The organism is Alsobacter soli, from assembly GCF_003004785.1.
Taxonomy (GTDB): domain Bacteria; phylum Pseudomonadota; class Alphaproteobacteria; order Rhizobiales; family Beijerinckiaceae; genus Alsobacter; species Alsobacter soli.
The window spans coordinates 15,010-32,407 of sequence record NZ_PVZS01000030.1 but is presented as its reverse complement, the minus strand read 5'-3'; the positions used below and the strand labels follow the sequence as shown (position 1 = coordinate 32,407).

Below are 17,398 nucleotides of genomic sequence, written 5' to 3'. Positions count from 1 at the left end.
TCTTGCCGTCAACGGGGGCCAAGCGACCCCAACAGGGTGCTTCGGCCGCCGCCCTGGATTGCTTCGTCGCTGCGCTCCTCGCAAGGACGGTGAGAGCAGTGGCGCCCGCCCTCGCCCCTTCCCTTCCCTTTGCGGGAGGGTTTCGCGCCCGCCTAAGCGAACTCCACGGCGACGACGCCTGGCACGGCCTTGAGCGCGCCGGCGATCTGGGGCGTGGCCTTGTAGCGGCCAGGCAGCTTCACCTCCACCTCGCGCTGCCCCTGCTCCAGCATCAGCACCAGCGAGATCTCGCCGTCGCCGCGCTCGCGCAGGCGTTCCTGGATGCTGCGCACGGGCTTCTCGTCGCGCAGGAAGATGCGCATGGCGCTCTTCAGCTTTTCGGCGGCGACGTCGAGCGGCTCGGCCGTGCCGATGCGCGCCCTCACCTCCTCGCCCTCGGCGGAGGCCTGGAGCGTGAGCACCACGGCGCGGCCCGGCTCGAGGAGATCTCGATACTGGTTCAGGCCCTCGGAGAAGATGATGGCCTCGAAGTGCCCGCTCTGGTCCGAGAGGGCGAAGATTCCCATCTTGGAGCCCGACTTGGTGCGCCGCTCGCTCCTGTCGAGCACGGTGGCGGCGACGCGGCCCATGGAGGCGCCGCCGCGCACGGCGCGGGCGAAGTCGGCCCAGCGCTGGACGCGCAGGCGCTCCAGCACGTGGGCGTATTCGTCCAGCGGATGGCCGGTGAGGAAGAAGCCGATGGCGTCGTATTCGCGCTGCAGGCGCTCGGACGGCAGCCACGGCTCGTAGGGCGGCACCCGGATGGGCTCGAGCTGGCCGACGCTGCCGAAGATGTCCGCCTGTCCCGCGGCGGCCTGCTCCTGGGTCCGGTTGGCCTCGGCCATGATGGCGTCGAGCGCGGCGACGCAGCGTGCGCGGTCGCGCTCCAGGTCGTCCAGCGCGCCGGCGGCGATCAGGTTCTCCAGCGTGCGCTTGTTGAGCATGCGCGGGTTGAGGCGCCGGGCGAGGTCGGACAGGTCCTTGAACGGGCCGCCCTCGTTGCGGGCCGCCACCAGGCTCTCCACCGCCTGCACCCCGACGCCCTTCACGGCGGCCAGCGCGTAGCGGATGGCGTAGCCGCCCTTGCCGTCCGGGTGCACCTCGAAAGTGACGCCCGAGCGGTTGATGTTCGGCGGCTCCACCACGATGCCCAGGCGCTGGGCCTCGCGGCGGAATTCCGACAGCTTGTCCGTGTTGGACATGTCGAGCGTCATGGACGCGGCCAGGAACTCGACCGGGTAGTTCGCCTTGAGGTAGGCGGTCTGGTAGGCGACCAGCGCGTAGGCTGCGGCGTGGGACTTGTTGAAGCCGTAGTCGGCGAACTTGGCGAGCAGGTCGAAGATGGTGTCGGCCTGCTGGCGGTCGAGGCCGCGCTCCACGGCGCCGTCCACGAAACGGACGCGCTGAACCTCCATCTCGGCCTTGATCTTCTTGCCCATGGCGCGGCGCAGAAGGTCCGCTTCGCCGAGGGAGTAGCCCGACAGGATCTGGGCGATCTGCATCACCTGTTCCTGGTAGATGATGACGCCCTGGGTCTCCTTGAGCACGGGCTCGAGCTTGGGATGGAGGAAATCCGGCTCCTCCTCGCCGTGCTTGCGGGCGCAATAGACCGGGATGTTGGCCATGGGGCCCGGCCGATAGAGCGCCACAAGGGCGATGATGTCCTCGAAGCGGTCGGCGCGCATCTCCACCAGCGCCTTGCGCATGCCGGCCGATTCCACCTGGAACACCGCGACCGTCTCGCCGCGGCCCAGCATCTCGTAGGTGGTCCGGTCGTCGATGGGGATGGCGGACAGGTCGATCACGACGCCGCGCTGCTTGATCAGGTTCACGGCGGTCTTGAGCGTGGTGAGCGTCTTCAGGCCGAGGAAGTCGAACTTCACGAGGCCGGCCGGCTCCACCCATTTCATGTTGAACTGGGTGACCGGCATGTCCGACTTCGGATCGCGGTAGAGCGGCACGATCTGCTCGAGCGGCCGGTCGCCGATCACGATGCCGGCCGCGTGGGTCGAGGCGTGGCGGTAGAGGCCTTCCAGCTTCTGCGCGACCGTCAGCATGCGGCCGACGACGGGATCCTCCTCGGCGGCCTGCTGCAGCTTGGGCTCGCCCTCGATGGCCTGGGCCAGCGTCACGGGATTGGCCGGGTTCTGGGGCACGAGCTTGGTCAGCTTGTCCACCTGGCCGTAGGACATCGACATCACGCGGCCGACGTCGCGCATGACGCCGCGGGCGAGCAGGGAGCCGAAGGTGATGATCTGCGCCACGCGGTCGTGGCCGTAGCGGCCCTGGACGTAGCGGATCACCTCCTCGCGCCGGTCCTGGCAGAAGTCGACGTCGAAGTCCGGCATCGACACGCGTTCCGGGTTGAGGAAGCGCTCGAACAAGAGGCCGAACCGCAGCGGATCGAGGTCGGTGATGGTGGTGGCGTAGGCGACGAGGGAGCCGGCGCCGGAGCCGCGCCCCGGGCCAACCGGGATGTCCTGCGACTTCGCCCACTTGATGAAGTCGGCCACGATCAGGAAGTAGCCGGGGTACTTCATGCGCTCGATGACCGAGAGCTCGAAGTCAAGGCGCTTGTAGTAGTCCTCCTCGGTCAGGTCGGGCGAGATGCCGTGGTTGGCGATTCGACGGGCCAAGCCCTCGTGCGCCTGGCGGCGCAGCTCGGCCGCTTCCTCGGCCACCACGAGCGCCGGGTCCTCGTGGTCGCCCGTGGTGAAGCGCGGCAGGATCGGCTTGCCGGTGCGCGGCCGGTAGCTGCAGCGCATGGCGATCTCGACCGTGTTGGCGGCGGCCTCCGGCAGGTCCTTGAAGATCGCCACCATCTCGGCCCGCGTCTTGAAGGCGTGGTCGGGCGAGAGGCGGCGCCGGTCGGGATCGGACACCAGCCGCCCCTCCGCGATGGCGAGCAGCGCGTCGTGGGCCTCGTAGTCGTCCGGCTTGGGGAAGTAAGGCTCGTTCGTGCCGACGATCGGCAGGCGCTTATCATAGGCGAGCGCGATGAGGTCTCCCTCAACGGCGCTTTCCCCATCCAGCCCGTGGCGCTGGATCTCCACGTAGACCCGGTCGCCGAAGGCCCCGGCGAGCGCGCCAAGGCGCGCTGTCGCCATGTCGGTCTGGCCGGCCGCCAGCGCCTTGTCGATGGGCCCGTCCGGCCCGCCGGTGAGGCAGATCAGGCCTTCGCTGAGGCGCAGCAACTCGTCGATCTGCACATGCGGCGGCTCTCCGGGCGCGGGGCCCATATAGGCGCGGGAGCTCAGCAGCATGAGATTGGCGTAGCCGGTGGCCGTCATGGCCAGCAGCACGAGGCTGGGCCGCGCCGGCGGCAGGCCGTTGCGGCTGGGCTTCTCGTCCCCGAACTCGACCGAGAGTTCGATGCCCGTGATCGGCTGGATGCCGGCCCCGGAGATCTTCTCGGAGAACTCGAGCGCGCCGAACAGGTTGTTGCTGTCGGTCAGCGCCAGGGCGGGCATGGCGTCCTTCAGCGCGAGCTTCTTCAGTTCGTCGATGCGCAGCGCCCCTTCCAGCAGCGAGAAGGAGGAGTGCACGTGCAGGTGCACGAAGCCGACGTCTCCGAGAATGCGACTCAACGCTGTGGTCTCCCTGGCGAGCCCGGCATGTTTACCGCGCCCGGCCGCCGGGTCCAGCCGGCGCGACGACGCGGCTGGGGACGGCTCCCGTCAGGCGCCCACGAACTGCGCCCAGACCAGGATGGCGGCAGCGAAGGAGCCCAGGGCGGCGAGCTCGGCGACATCGGCGATGAAGGTGCGGACCATGGCGGAACCTCCGTGTTCTGTCTATGCACTTAGCTTGTTCGATTTTTGTTCTCGTTGCAAGCATGTCTCGTTGACGTTCCCGGAATCCACCGCCTAGGGTTAACGCCGGCTCGGACGGGACTGGGATCGGCATGGCTGGGGCGCTGGACGCATTCACCATCCTGGTGCTGCCGGGATGGCATGGCTCGGGGCCCGAACACTGGCAATGGCAGTGGGAGCGGGCCTTTCCCGCCTTCCGCCGCGTCGAGCAGGACGACTGGGATCGCCCCGTCTATGCGGCCTGGCTGGCCCGGCTGCAGGCTGCGGTGAGGCAGGCAGGAAAGCCAGTGGTTTTGGTTGGACACAGCTTGGGCACGTCGCTGACCATGCTGTTCGCCCTGCGTGACGGCGCGCCGGAGCTGGTGCGCAAGGTGGCCGGGGCTTTCCTGGTCGCGCCTACGGACCGGGACGTGCGGGACGGCATCCCGGACGGGCCTGTCGGCTTCGCGCCGATGATCCTGCAGCCCCTGCCCTTCCCCTCCATGCTGGTGGCCAGCGACGACGACGAATTCGTCACGATCGAGCGGGCGCGGGTATTCGCCCAGGCCTGGGGCTCGCGGCTGGTCGAGGTCGGCCGGCGCGGGCACATCGGCTCGGCCGCGAACCTGGGGCTGTGGCCCGAGGGTCTGGTGCTGTTCGGCGAGTTCGTGGGCGGGTTGCCGAGGTAGCCCGTCAACGCCCGGGAGCGAACGACAAAGCGATCCAGGGGCCAGGTGGGCGTCCTGCCCTCCTGGATCGCTTCGCCGCGCTCGTCTTCCTCGTCATGCCCGGGCTTGTCCCGGGCATCCACGCCCGGCCCATGCGCGTGGATGGCCGGGACGAGCCCGGCCATGACGGTGAGAGGGGCAGAGCGCCAGCCCGATCCTCCTGGATCGCTTCGCTGCGCTCGCGATGATGGGTGGCTGTTTGCCGTGACCAGCCCCCCTAGATCATTCTTCCTCGTCATGCCCGGGCTTGTCCCGGGCATCCACGCCCGGGCCGCACGCGTGGATGGCCTGGACGAGCCCGGCCATGACGTTGAGAGGGGCAGAGCGCCAGCCCAATCCATCTGGATCGCTTCGCTGCGCTCGCGATGACGGGTGGCTGTTTTCCGTGAGCAGCCCCCCCTAGATCATCCTTCCTCGTCATGCCCGGGCTTGTCCCGGGCATCCACGCCCGGCCCATGCGCGTGGATGGCCGGGACGAGCCCGGCCATGACGGTGAGAGGGGCAGAGCGCCAGCCCGATCCTCCTGGATCGCTTCGCTGCGCTCGCGATGATGGGTGGCTGTTTGCCGTGACCAGCCCCCCTAGATCATTCTTCCTCGTCATGCCCGGGCTTGTCCCGGGCATCCACGCCCGGGCCGCACGCGTGGATGGCCTGGACGAGCCCGGCCATGACGTTGAGAGGGGCAGAGCGCCAGCCCAATCCATCTGGATCGCTTCGCTGCGCTCGCGATGACGGGTGGCTGTTTTCCGTGACCAGCCCCCCCTAGATCATCCTTCCTCGTCATGCCCGGGCTTGTCCCGGGCATCCACGCCCGGCCCATGCGCGTGGATGGCCGGGACGAGCCCGGCCATGACGGTGAGAGGGGCAGAGCGCCAGCCCGATCCTCCTGGATCGCTTCGCTGCGCTCGCGATGATGGGTGGCTGTTTGCCGTGACCAGCCCCCCTAGATCATTCTTCCTCGTCATGCCCGGGCTTGTCCCGGGCATCCACGCCCGGGCCGCACGCGTGGATGGCCTGGACGAGCCCGGCCATGACGTTGAGAGGGGCAGAGCGCCAGCCCAATCCATCTGGATCGCTTCGCTGCGCTCGCGATGACGGGTGGCTGTTTTCCGTGAGCAGCCCCCCCTAGATCATCCTTCCTCGTCATGCCCGGGCTTGTCCCGGGCATCCACGCCCGGCCCATGCGCGTGGATGGCCGGGACGAGCCCGGCCATGACGGTGAGAGGGGCAGAGCGCCAGCCCGATCCTCCTGGATCGCTTCGCTGCGCTCGCGATGATGGGTGGCTGTTTGCCGTGACCAGCCCCCCTAGATCCTTCTTACTCGTCATGCCCGGGCTTGTCCCGGGCATCCACGCCCAGCCCATGCGCGTGGATGGCCGGGACGAGCCCGGCCATGACGGTGAGAGGGGCAGAGCGCCGCCCAATCCCGGCCAAGACGGTGAGAGGGGCGGACCTACTCCAGGCCCGGTCAGGCCAGTTCCACAACCTTTCCCTCGCGGATCGTCACGCGGCGGTCCATCTGGGCGGCGAGGTCCAGGTTGTGGGTCGCCACGATGGCGGCGAGGCCGGTCTCCTTCACCAGGCGCGTGAGGATGCCGAAGACGTGGTGGGAGGTGTGCGGGTCGAGGTTGCCGGTGGGCTCGTCGGCCAGCAGCACGCGCGGGGCGTTGGCGACGGAGCGGGCGATGGCCACGCGCTGCTGTTCGCCGCCGGACAGCTCCGACGGGCGATGCTTCAGGCGCTCGCCCAGCCCCAGGTAATGCAGCAGGCCGGCGGCGCGGTCCGCGGCTTCGGCCTTGCCCAACCCGCGGATGAGTTGGGGCAGCATGACGTTCTCCAGGGCGGAGAACTCCGGCAGCAGGTGGTGCGACTGGTAAACGAAGCCGATGGCGTTGCGGCGCAGGGCCGTGCGCTCGTCGTCCGGCAGGTTCACGGTGGCCTTCTTGTCGACATAGACCTCGCCGCCGTCAGGCTTCTCGAGCAGGCCGGCGATCTGCAGCAGGGTCGATTTGCCGGTGCCGGAGGGCGCGATCAGCGCGACCGACTGGCCCGCCCAGACCGCGAGGTCGCAGCCGCGCAGGATCTCCAGCGCGTGGTCGCCCTCCGCGAAGCGGCGCTGGACACCGTAGAGGTAGAGCGCCGGGTAGTCGTCCTCGGCCGAGCGATCGGTCATGCGCTCACTCGTAGCGAAGCGCCTCGACCGGATCGAGCCGGGCGGCGCGCCAGGAAGGATAGAGGGTCGCCAGCAGCGAAAGGATGAGCGCGAGGGTCACGATGGTGACCACCTCGCGCGGGTCCACCTGCGAGGGCAGGCTGCTGAGGAAGTAGAACTCGGCCGGGAACAGGTTCGTGTTGGTCATCCGCGAGATGAAGGCGCGGATGTGCTCCACGTTGAGGCTCACCACCAGCCCCAGCAGGAAGCCCGCGAAGGTGCCGACCACCCCGATGGCGGCCCCGGTGATGAGGAAGATGCGCATGATGGCGCCACGCGTGGCGCCCATGGTGCGCAGGATCGCGATGTCCTGGCTCTTATCCTTCACCAGCATGATCAGGCCGGAGATGATGTTGAGCGCGGCCACCAGCACGATCAGCATGAGGATGAGGAACATCACGTTCCGCTCCACCTCCAGCACGCCGAAGAACGTCTTGTTCCGCTGGCGCCAGTCCGAGAGGATCATCGGGCGGCTGATGTGCTTCTCGAGATCGGCCTTCACCTCGTCGATCCGGTCCGGATGGCTGAGGAAGACCTCGATGGCGGTCACGTCGCCGTCGCGGTTGAAGTAGGCCTGCGCCTCGTGCAGCGGCATGTAAACGAAGCCCGAGTCGAACTCGGACATGCCGACCTCGAACACGGCGACCACCGGGTAGCTCTTGATGCGCGGGGCGACGCCAAACGGCGTCTCCGCCCCTTTCGGGGCGGTCAGCGTGAGGGTGTCGCCGGGACGGATGAAGAGCTGCTCGGCGAGGCGCCGGCCAATGGCCACGCCGCCCGACTTGTCGAAGTTCTCCAGCGTGCCCTGCTTCACCGTGCCGCCGATGGCCGGGATCTGACCGATGTCCTGCTCGCGCACGCCACGCACGAGCACGCCGCCGGCGGCGCTCGGAGAGGAGGCGAGCGCCTGGCCCTCGACCATCGGGAAGGCGAACTTCACTCCCGGGGTGCCGTTCGCCTGGTCGGTGACCTCGGCATAGTCAGTCATCGGCTTGTCGATGCCGGCGATGAACACGTGGCCGTTGATGCCGACGATCTTGTTCAGCAGTTCGGCCCGGAAGCCGTTCATCACCGAAAGCACGATGATGAGGGTCGCGACGCCCAGCATGATGCCGGCGAAGGAAAAGCCGGCGATGACCGAGATGAAGCCCTCGCGGCGGCGCGCGCGCAGGTAGCGCAGCGCCACCATCCACTCGAAAAGAGCGAAGGGGCCGGCGCCCCCCGGGCCCTTCTTGGCGTCGACAGCGCCTCGCTTCATCCGCGCCTCAGGCCGTGAGCTGGGCGACGGCGTCCTCGATCGAGGCCAGCGTGCGCTCGCCGGTGGCGCGCCGCTTCAATTCCACCTTCCCTTCGGCCAGACTCTTGGGTCCGACCAGAACCTGCCAGGGCGCGCCGATGAGGTCCGCGGTGGCGAACTTGGCGCCCGGCCGCTCCTCACGGTCGTCATAGAGCACGTCCACGCCGCGCGCCGAGAGCGCGCGATAGAGCGTCTCGCAGGCGGCGTCCACCGCGCTGTCGCCCGGCTTGAGGCTGAGCAGCGCGACGTTGAAGGGCGCGATGGCGTCGGGCCACACGATGCCGGCCTCGTCGTGCGAGGCCTCGATGAGCGCGGCCACGAGACGCGACGGGCCGATGCCGTAGGATCCCATGTGGACCGGGCGCTCCTGCCCGTCCGGGCCGGCGACCAGCGCCTTCATGGGGGCCGAGTACTTCGTGCCGAAGTAGAAGATGTGACCGACCTCGATGCCGCGGGCCGAGACCTGCCGCTCCGACGGCACCTGGGCGAATGCAGCCGCGTCATGCATCTCGCTCGTGGCTGCGTAGGGGGTCGTGTAGGCGTCGAAGATCGCCTGCAGTCCGGCAGCGTCGTCGAAGTTGGTGTCGGCGGGCGGGACGGGCAGGTCCAGGATCGCCTTGTCGCAGAACACCTCGCTCTCGCCGGTCGAGGCCAGGATGATGAACTCGTGGCTCAGGTCGCCCCCGATGGGGCCGGTGTCGGCGCGCATGGGAATGGCGGTGAGGCCCAGGCGGTTGAAGGTGCGCAGGTAGGCGGCGAACATCTTGTTGTAGGAGTGGCGCGCGCCCTCCTGGTCCAGGTCGAAGGAATAGGCGTCCTTCATCAGGAACTCGCGCGAGCGCATCACGCCGAAGCGGGGGCGCACCTCGTCCCGGAACTTCCACTGGATGTGATAGAGATTGAGCGGCAGATCCCGGTACGACCGGACATAGGCCCGGAAGATCTCCGTGATCATCTCCTCGTTGGTGGGGCCGAAGAGCATCTCGCGCTCGTGCCGGTCCTCGATGCGCAGCATCTCCTTGCCGTAGGCCTCGTAGCGGCCCGACTCGCGCCAGAGGTCGGCGGACTGGATGGTCGGCATCAGGAGCTCGATCGCGCCGGAGCGGTTCTGCTCCTCGCGCACGATGGCGCTGATCTTGTTGAGCACGCGCAGGCCCATGGGCAGCCAGGCGTAGATGCCGGCGGACTCCTGCCGGATCATGCCCGCGCGCAGCATCAGGCGGTGCGAGACGATCTCCGCTTCCCGAGGGGGCTCGCGGAGGATGGGCAGGAAGTAGCGGGAAAGGCGCATGGCGATCCAGGAGGCGAATGGCTTGAATCAAGCGGGCCGCGGTGGCGCGGAGTCCGCTCCATGAAAACCATCGCCGCCCAAAACACAAGCGAGCGAATCCGGCGGCGAAAGGGCGGAAAGCGGACAGATGCGTTCTCTTGTGCATCTTTTTGCGTCGAAGCCTGCACAAAGAGATGACAGACCGATTTCGGTGGGCTATGAGTCTTCTACACAACAACAGACCCACCCCGATCCAACGGGGAAGGGATCGTGGTCCAAGTCTTGGGAGGAAGACGGCCAGAAGCTCGAGAAGGGCAATGAGCAGAAGGATTGACCGGCGCCTGTGACGGCTGACGAGATCCGGAGCTCGACAAGAAAAAACTAAAACAAAAGCCAAGACGAAAGTCTTGGCTTTTTCTTTTGGACTTCAGTGCTCTTTGCGACGAGTTGGAGCGGCCGAAGCAATCCCGCATGTGCGACGGTCCCCTCGGTTGCTTCGCTGCGCTCGCATCCCTTTCCGTCTCAGCCGTTCAGGAGGCGAAGCGCCATCATCGCGAGGAGCGCGGCGCGTCTCAGCCCCAGTCGATCATCACGATCACGACCCACAGCAGCGCCGAGACGGGGATCGCCACAAGCGTGGTGATCAGGGCCTTGCGGCCCATGCGGGGCAAGAGCGGGGCGCCGGGCTCGGTGCCTTCCTCGACGGCGCCCTCCTCGTGCTGGCTGCGCACGCCCAGCGGCAGGATGGCGAAGAGGGTCAGCCACCAGACAATGAAGTAGAGCGCAATCGCGCCGGCAATGCTCATGGAGGATTCCGCGGTGGGGCGCCCCCGCCGGGGGACGCCCTTCCCCGACGGCGCAAGCGCGGGACGGCTCAGGCCTGCTCGAGTTCGACCAGCGTGCCGTTGAAGTCCTTGGGGTGGAGGAAGAGCACCGGCTTGCCATGGGCGCCGATGCGGGGATCGCCGTCGCCCAGCACGCGGGCGCCGGCAGCCTTCAGACGATCGCGGGCGGCGATGATGTCGTCCACCTCGTAGCAGACGTGATGGATGCCGCCGTCCGCGTTCTTCTCCAGGAACTTGGCGATGGGCGAATTCTCGCCGAGCGGCTGGAGAAACTCGATCTTGGTGTTGGGAAGGTTCACGAACACCACCGTCACGCCGTGCTCGGGCTGGTCCGTCGGGTCCGAGACGTCGGCGCCCAGCGTCTCGCGGTAGAGGCGCGAGGCGGCCTCGATGTCCTTCACGGCGATCGCGACGTGGTTGAGCCGACCGATCATGCGCGCACCCCTTGCTCCGGCCCGCGGGCCTCAGACGTTGATCGGCCCCAGGTGGGTGTGGAACGCCTTGATGCGGCGATAGACCGGCGTGTCGTAGTTGGAGGGGACCTCCTTCTCGCCGGTGAGCCACATCAGGATGTCCCGATCCGGAGCCTCGATGAGTTGCTCGTAGGTGTCCAGCTCGGCGTCGGTCAATTGATCGATATGCGCATCGGCGAACTGGCCCATGATGAGGTCCATCTCGCGCATGCCGCGATGCCATGACCGGAACAGCACCTTGCGGCGGCGGGGATCCAGGTCGGCGCTCGTGCGCGTCGTGCCGGTCATGCGAGAACTCCCGAGATCGATTGCGCCCTCTATAGCTCCGCCGCCCGCCCCTGTCATGGCGCAGGACGCCGCGGCTTTAGGCGGAGGACGCCTGCCCCAACTTTAAAAAGGGAAGGACGCCAACCACTCGCGGCTGTGCAACGCTCCCCCTCTCCCCGGTACGGGGAGAGGGTTGGGGTGAGGGGCGCGGGGCCCCTCATCCGGCCCTGCGGGCCACCTTCTCCCCGTGCCGGGGAGAAGGGATACGCAACTTAGCCCGCCCAGGGCTCCAGGTCGCCGCGGGCCCAGCCCTCCTTGGTGTGGGCGGCGAAGTCGTCGTAGCGCCCTTCGGCGATGGCCTGGCGCATGCCGGCGGTGAGGTCCTGGTAGTAGGCCAGGTTCACCCAGGTGAGCAGCATCATGCCGAGGATCTCGCCGGACTTCACGAGGTGATGCAGGTAGGCGCGGCTGTAGTCGCGGGCGGCCGGGCAGGACGAGGTCTCGTCGATGGGCCGCGGGTCGTCCGCGTGGCGGGCGTTGCGCAGGTTGAGCTTGCCGAAGCGGGTGAAGGCCTGGCCATGGCGGCCGGCGCGAGTCGGCATGACGCAGTCGAACATGTCGACGCCGCGGCGGACGGATTCGATCAGGTCGTCCGGCGTTCCGACGCCCATGAGGTAGCGCGGTTTCTCCTTTGGCAGCCAGGGCTCCACCGTCTCGATCATGGCCAGCATGATCTCCTGCGGCTCGCCCACCGCGAGGCCGCCAATGGAATAGCCCTTGAAGCCCATGTCGGCCAGCGCCCGGGCGCTGCGGACGCGCAGGCTCGGCACGGCGCCGCCCTGCACGATGCCGTAGAGCGCCTTGCCGGGCTGCTCGCCGAAAGCGACGCGCGAGCGCTCGGCCCAGCGCAGGCTGAGCTCCATGGCGCGCTCGGCCTCCTTGTCGGAGCACGGCAGCTTCACGCATTCGTCCAGCTGCATCTGGATGTCGGAGCCGAGCAGGCCCTGGATCTCGATCGAGCGCTCGGGCGTGAGCACGTGCTTGGCGCCGTCCACATGCGAGCGAAAGGTGACGCCGTTCTCGTCCAGCTTGCGCAGCTGGGCGAGCGACATGACCTGGAAGCCGCCCGAATCCGTGAGGATCGGGTGAGGCCAGTTCATCATCTTGTGCAGCCCGCCCAGGCGGGCGACGCGCTCCGCGCCGGGGCGCAACATCAGGTGATAGGTGTTGCCGAGCACCACGTCGGCGCCCAGCGCCCTCACCTGCTCCGGATACATGGCCTTCACGGTGCCGGCGGTGCCCACGGGCATGAAGGCCGGCGTGCGGATGACGCCGCGCGGCATCCGGATCTCGCCCGTGCGGGCCTGGCCGTCCGTCGCCTTCACCGTGAAGGTGAAGTCCCGGACGGGCGCTTCGGCGAGGCTCATGGGGTGCTCTCCGGGGGCGCGGGGAAGAGCAGGCTGGCGTCCCCGTAGGAGTAGAAGCGGTACCCAGCCTCAATGGCGTGCGCGTAGGCGGCGCGCATCGCGTCGAGCCCGCTGAAGGCGCTCACCAGCATGAACAGGGTCGAGCGTGGCAGGTGGAAGTTGGTCATCAGCACGTCGACGGCGCGGAAGCGGTGGCCGGGCGTGATGAAGATGGAGGTCTGCCCCTGCCATGGCGCGAAGCGGCCGTCCTCGGAGACGGCGCTCTCCAGCAGGCGCAGCGAGGTGGTGCCGACGGACACGATGCGCCCCCCGGCGGCGCGGGTCGCGTTCAGTTCCGCGGCGGCCTCGGGGCTGATCATGCCCCACTCGGCGTGCATCTTGTGGTCGGCCGTATCGTCGGCTTTCACGGGCAGGAACGTGCCGGCTCCGACATGGAGGGTGAGCCGCGTCAGGCCGACGCCGCGGGCCGCGAGGCGCTGGGTCAGTTCCGGCGTGAAGTGAAGGCCTGCGGTCGGCGCAGCCACCGCGCCCTCGCGCTCCGCGAAGAGCGTCTGGTAGTCCTGTCGGTCACGCTCGTCGTCCGGGCGCTTGGCGGCGATATAGGGCGGCAGCGGGATGTGCCCGAGCCGCGCGATGGCCTCGTCCAAGGCTGGCCCGGTGAAGGCGAAGCGCAGCAGCACCTCGCCGCCCTCCCCTTTCTCCACCACCTCGGCGTCGAGGCTGGCGAGCAGGCAGGCCATGCTCTCGCTTTCCTCGCCGAAGCGGATGCGTTCGCCCACGGCGAGCCGCTTGGCCGGGCGCACGAAAGCGCGCCAGAGGTCCGGTCCCTCGCGCAGGTGCAGGGTGGCCTGAATGTGGGCCACGGAATCCCCGCGCACCCGGATGCCGTCGAGACGGGCCGGGATGACGCGCGTGTCGTTCACCACGAGCCGATCGCCCGCCTGCAGCAGGTCCGGCAGGTCCCGGACCGTCCGGTCCTCCAGCGCGGGCTCGTCCCCCGGCCGCACCACGAGCATGCGCGCCGCATCGCGCGGCTGCGCCGGCCGCAGGGCGATGCGGTCCTCGGGAAGATCGAAATCGAAGAGGTCGACTCGCATGGGTCCGTCGGGCGGAACGATCCCTTCTCCCCGGCACGGGGAGAAGGTGGCGCGTAGCGCCGGATGAGGGGCGTCCGCGAGACCTCTCACCCCAACCCTCTCCCGACCCGGGGAGAGGGGGCCGGCCGGCCGCGTCAGGCGGCCTGGTCGGCCATGCGGGCGGTGACGATCTTGTCGGGATCCTGCACGGGCTCGCCGCGCTTGATCTTGTCGACGTTCTCCATGCCCTCGATCACCTTGCCCCACACCGTGTACTGGCGGTCAAGGAAGCGGGCGTCGTCGAAGACGATGAAAAACTGGCTGTCGCCGGAGTTCGGGTCCTGCGCGCGGGCCATGGAGCAGACGCCGCGAACGTGCGGCTCGGCGTTGAACTCGGCCTTCAGCTTCTGGCCCGAGCCGCCCATGCCGGTTCCGGTGGGGTCGCCCGTCTGGGCCATGAAGCCTTCGATCACGCGGTGGAACGGCACGCCGTCATAGAAGCCGGAGCGGGCGAGCTCGGCGATGCGGGCGACGTGACCCGGGGCGAGGTCCGGGCGCATCTCGATGACGACGCGGCCCTGGGTGGTTTCGAGGATAAGCGTGTTCGCGGGGTCGGCCATGGCAGGCTCCTTTCGCTGATGATGGGTTGGCTTCAGCTTACTTGGCGTCGGCCAGAAGCCTCAGGCTGACGATCTTGTCGGGGTTCTTGACGAGCCCATTGGCGTTCGGGTCGCCCTTCTTGATCTTGTCGACCACGTCCATTCCGGACACCACCTCGCCGAACACCGTGTACTGGCCGTTCAGGAAGCTGGCGTCGCCGAAGCAGATGAAGAACTGGCTGTTCGCGGAGTTCGGCGAATTGGAGCGCGCCATGCCCAGCGTGCCGCGCTTGAAAGGTTCGCGCGAGAACTCGGCGGGCAGGTTCGGCAGGTCCGAGCCGCCCGTGCCGGTGCCGGTGGGGTCGCCGGTCTGGGCCATGAAGCCCTCGATCACCCGGTGGAAGACGATGCCGTCATAGAAGTTGCGCTTCACCAGCGTCTTGATCTGCTCCACATGCTTCGGGGCGAGGTCCGGCCGCAGGCGGATCGTCACCTTGCCGTCCTTGGTGGTCAGCACCAGCGTGTTCTGCGGGTCGGACTGCTGCGCCAACGCCGGGCCTGCGCCGAGCAGCGCGGCGGCGAGGGCCAGGGCGACCACGTGACGTCTGTTCATGAAACCTCCAGGCAATTCGATGAGCCGGCCAGAAGCGCCGCTCAGGCCTTGGCCGCAAACTTGGCCGTGAGCCGGGCGGCCACCCCCGCGGGCACGAAGCGGGACACGTCCCCGCCCATCGCGGCGATCTGTCGGACGAGCGTGGCGGTGATGGGGCGCACCATGGGCGAGGCCGGCAGGAAGACCGTCTGGATGTCCGGCGCCATCGCGTCGTTCATCCCGGCCATCTGCATCTCGTAGTCGAGGTCGGTGCCGTCGCGCAGGCCGCGGATCAGCATGGATGCGCCCTCGCGGCGAGCGGCGTCGATTGCGAGGTCGCCGAAGGTGACGACGCGCAGGGCCGCGCCGGCCTCGGCCGCCAGACCCCGGAATTCCTCGGCGATCATCGCCTTGCGCTCGTCGGCGCTGAAAAGCGGCGCCTTGCCGGGGTGCACGCCGATGGCGACCACCAGCGTTTCCGCGAGCCTGCAGGCGTTGCGGACGACGTCGAGATGGCCGTTCGTGATGGGATCGAACGAGCCGGCGTAGAAAGCCGTGCGGGGCGCGCGGGTCGCGGACATGGCGGAAAGCCTTAGCGTGCGGGCGCCCACCCGGCAAGCAGCAGCGGTTCGATCGCGATAGCCGCCAACCGGTGAGGAGGCTCAAACGCCGTCATCCCCGGCGCGCCGCAGGCGCGGGAAAGGGATCCAGGGGACCGGGCGCGCAAATCGGGCAAGCCTGGCTCGATTCCCCCGTCGTGAACCGGGCAAGCCCGGCGCAATTCTTGTGTCGTGAACCGGGCAAGCCCGGCGCACGTGGCCCCTGGATCCCCTTCCCCCTCCGCGCCTGCGGCGCACCGGCCGGGGATGACGGCGCGGTTGGCGAGGAAGTGCGCAAAAAGTCATTCGGTCAACGGCTTGTGCCGGCCTGACCCGGCCCCGATACTGCCGGCATGGAAGCCCTTTTTCACGCGCACGCCACCCTGCTCTTCGCCGCCGCGGCGGCTCTGGTCGGCATCCTGTCGAGCCTGGCGGCGTCGCGGTTCGGCGTGCCGATTCTCCTCGTCTTCCTGGGGGTCGGCATGCTCGCCGGCGACAGCGGGCCCGGGGGCGTGATCTTCAACGACTACGGGCTGACCTACCTGATCGGCTCGGCGGCGATCGCCATCATCCTGTTCGACGGCGGCCTGCGCACCCGCGCCACCACGATCCGATCCGTGCTGGGCCCGGCCGGAGTGCTGGCTTCCGTCGGCGTGCTGCTGACCGCGGCCATCACGGGCGCGGCGGCCAAGCTGTTCCTTGGCGCGGACTGGGTCCCTGCCCTGCTGATCGGCGCCATCGTGGCCTCCACCGACGCGGCGGTGGTGTTCTTCCTGCTTCGCACCGGCGGCCTACAATTGAAGCGTCGCGTCGGCGCGACGCTCGAGGTGGAATCCGGCACCAACGATCCGTTCGCGGTGCTGCTCACGGTGGTGCTTGTCGAGATCGCGTCGGGGGGGCCCGGCGTGGACGCCGCCCATGTGGTGTGGGCGGTGGTGCGCGAGGCGTCGCTGGGCGCTCTGATCGGCTTCGCCGGCGGGCTCGGCCTCGTGTTCGTGCTCAACCGTCTGCGGCTGCCGGCAGGCCTCCACCCGGCCTTCGCGATCACGGCGGCGCTCGTGGTCTTCGCGCTCGCCCAGACGATTGGCGCCAGCGGCTTCCTGGCGGCCTATGTGGCTGGGCTCATCGTCGGCAACCGCCCGGTCCGCGCCTACGCCTCCATCGCGAGCTTCCACGACACCGCGACATGGCTCTGCCAGATCGCGCTGTTCACCCTGCTCGGCCTGCTGGTTTCGCCCAGGCTGATCCTCCCCGTGCTGGCGCCGGCGCTGGCCATCGCGGCGGTGCTGATCCTGATCGCCCGGCCGGCCGCCGTCTGGCTCTGCCTCACGCCGTTCCGGTTCTCCCGGCGGGAGATGACGTTCATCTCCTGGGTGGGCCTGCGCGGCGGCGTCAGCATCTTCCTGGCGACCATTCCAACCCTGACGGGCATGGCGGGCGCCCAGATCTATTTCAACGTGGCCTTCGTGGTGGTGGTCGCTTCGCTCACCGTCCAGGGCTGGTCGATCGGCTACGCCGCCCGCCGGACCGGCGTCGCACTGCGCGATCCCGCCCCGGAGGTGCAGCGCATCGAGATCGATCTGCCGGGACAGCTCGACGCCGAGTTGGTGGGCTATCCGCTTCTGGAGCAGAGCCCGGCCGCGCGGCGGCGGGCCATGCCCTCCTGGGTCAAGCCGGTACTGGTGGTGCGCGAGGGACAGATCCTCCAACCCGTGGAAGCCGGGCCGCTGCAGCCGCGCGACTACGGCTACTTCCTGGCGCCGACCGCGAGGCTCGCGCGGCTCGACCGCTACTTCGCCGTGGACGGCCCGGCCTCGGCTGACGAGGAAATGGCCGAGTTCCCATTCGACGGCAGCCTGCCGGTCGGGGCGATCGCCGATCTCTACGGGCTGGACGTCGGCTCGGACGAACGCGGGATGACGGTGGCGGAGCTCTTCGCCCAGCGGCTGGATGACGCGCCGCAGGAGAATGACCGCATCGACCTGGGCTCCGCCACGCTGATCGCGCACGCGGTGGTGGACGAGCGTGTGCGCCTCGCCGGCCTGATCCTGGAAGCCACGCCCGAGGAGGATGACGCCGCGCCGGGGCCCAGGCGGTGGCGAGAGCGCGCGACGGACAAGCTGAAAGAGGCTAGGATCAAGCTGAGACTGGCTCGCGGAGCGCCCGATTCTCTGGGGTGACCC

At 68.8% G+C, this 17,398-nt stretch carries 14 protein-coding genes; 2 read left to right on the top strand and 12 right to left on the bottom strand.

All coding sequences use genetic code 11. The annotated features are described in order from the left end of the window. Window positions 1-152 precede the first annotated feature (152 nt). A complete protein-coding gene (dnaE, locus tag SLNSH_RS20260) occupies window positions 153-3,626 on the bottom strand; it encodes a DNA polymerase III subunit alpha (RefSeq protein ID WP_106339361.1) in 3,474 nt (1,157 codons plus the stop codon). A 317-nt stretch (window positions 3,627-3,943) separates the two neighbouring features. Here dnaE and SLNSH_RS20255 point away from each other — a divergent pair, with 317 nt between their 5' ends. After that, complete coding sequence (locus SLNSH_RS20255; RefSeq protein ID WP_106339359.1) at window positions 3,944-4,519, top strand: RBBP9/YdeN family alpha/beta hydrolase; 576 nt, start codon at window positions 3,944-3,946, stop codon at window positions 4,517-4,519. Between the two features lie 1,507 nt (window positions 4,520-6,026). Here the strand turns inward: SLNSH_RS20255 and SLNSH_RS20250 are convergent. The 11 genes from SLNSH_RS20250 to coaD form a co-directional block, all read right to left on the bottom strand. Continuing rightward, the gene (locus SLNSH_RS20250) at window positions 6,027-6,731 is read right to left on the bottom strand and encodes an ABC transporter ATP-binding protein (protein WP_106339357.1); all 705 of its coding nucleotides are present in this window, start codon (window positions 6,729-6,731) and stop codon (window positions 6,027-6,029) included. Window positions 6,732-6,735: 4 nt separating this feature from the next. After that, window positions 6,736-8,028 carry a lipoprotein-releasing ABC transporter permease subunit gene (locus tag SLNSH_RS20245; RefSeq protein ID WP_106339355.1) on the bottom strand — a complete coding sequence of 431 codons (1,293 nt, stop codon included), beginning with the start codon at window positions 8,026-8,028 and terminating at the stop codon, window positions 6,736-6,738. Window positions 8,029-8,035: 7 nt separating this feature from the next. Further along, on the bottom strand, window positions 8,036-9,358 hold the full coding sequence (gene proS / locus SLNSH_RS20240; protein ID WP_106339353.1) for a proline--tRNA ligase: 1,323 nt from the start codon (window positions 9,356-9,358) through the stop codon (window positions 8,036-8,038). Window positions 9,359-9,909: 551 nt separating this feature from the next. Beyond that, window positions 9,910-10,143: a DUF1467 family protein gene (locus SLNSH_RS20235; RefSeq protein WP_106339351.1), complete on the bottom strand. Its 234-nt coding sequence runs from the start codon at window positions 10,141-10,143 to the stop codon at window positions 9,910-9,912. Window positions 10,144-10,211: 68 nt separating this feature from the next. Then, entirely contained in the window at window positions 10,212-10,616 is a 405-nt protein-coding gene (gene mce / locus SLNSH_RS20230; protein ID WP_106339349.1) for a methylmalonyl-CoA epimerase, read from the bottom strand. A 30-nt stretch (window positions 10,617-10,646) separates the two neighbouring features. Then, window positions 10,647-10,943, bottom strand: coding sequence for an FAD assembly factor SdhE (locus SLNSH_RS20225; protein WP_106339347.1), 297 nt, complete (start codon window positions 10,941-10,943; stop codon window positions 10,647-10,649). 251 nt (window positions 10,944-11,194) lie between these two features. Further along, window positions 11,195-12,349, bottom strand: coding sequence for a tRNA guanosine(34) transglycosylase Tgt (gene tgt / locus SLNSH_RS20220; protein ID WP_106339345.1), 1,155 nt, complete (start codon window positions 12,347-12,349; stop codon window positions 11,195-11,197). Next, window positions 12,346-13,446 (bottom strand): tRNA preQ1(34) S-adenosylmethionine ribosyltransferase-isomerase QueA, encoded by a 1,101-nt coding sequence (queA, locus tag SLNSH_RS20215; RefSeq protein ID WP_106339343.1) that lies wholly within the window; start codon window positions 13,444-13,446, stop codon window positions 12,346-12,348. The genes tgt and queA overlap by 4 nt, the downstream gene beginning before the upstream one ends. A gap of 134 nt (window positions 13,447-13,580) precedes the next feature. Further along, window positions 13,581-14,045 carry a peptidylprolyl isomerase gene (locus SLNSH_RS20210; RefSeq protein ID WP_106339341.1) on the bottom strand — a complete coding sequence of 155 codons (465 nt, stop codon included), beginning with the start codon at window positions 14,043-14,045 and terminating at the stop codon, window positions 13,581-13,583. Window positions 14,046-14,082: 37 nt separating this feature from the next. Further along, a complete protein-coding gene (locus tag SLNSH_RS20205; protein ID WP_106339339.1) occupies window positions 14,083-14,637 on the bottom strand; it encodes a peptidylprolyl isomerase in 555 nt (184 codons plus the stop codon). Between the two features lie 41 nt (window positions 14,638-14,678). Further along, entirely contained in the window at window positions 14,679-15,197 is a 519-nt protein-coding gene (gene coaD, locus SLNSH_RS20200; protein WP_106339337.1) for a pantetheine-phosphate adenylyltransferase, read from the bottom strand. A 371-nt stretch (window positions 15,198-15,568) separates the two neighbouring features. On the opposite strand from coaD, the gene SLNSH_RS20195 reads away from it, so the two are divergent. Further along, entirely contained in the window at window positions 15,569-17,395 is a 1,827-nt protein-coding gene (locus SLNSH_RS20195) for a potassium/proton antiporter (RefSeq protein ID WP_106339335.1), read from the top strand. Window positions 17,396-17,398 lie beyond the last annotated feature (3 nt).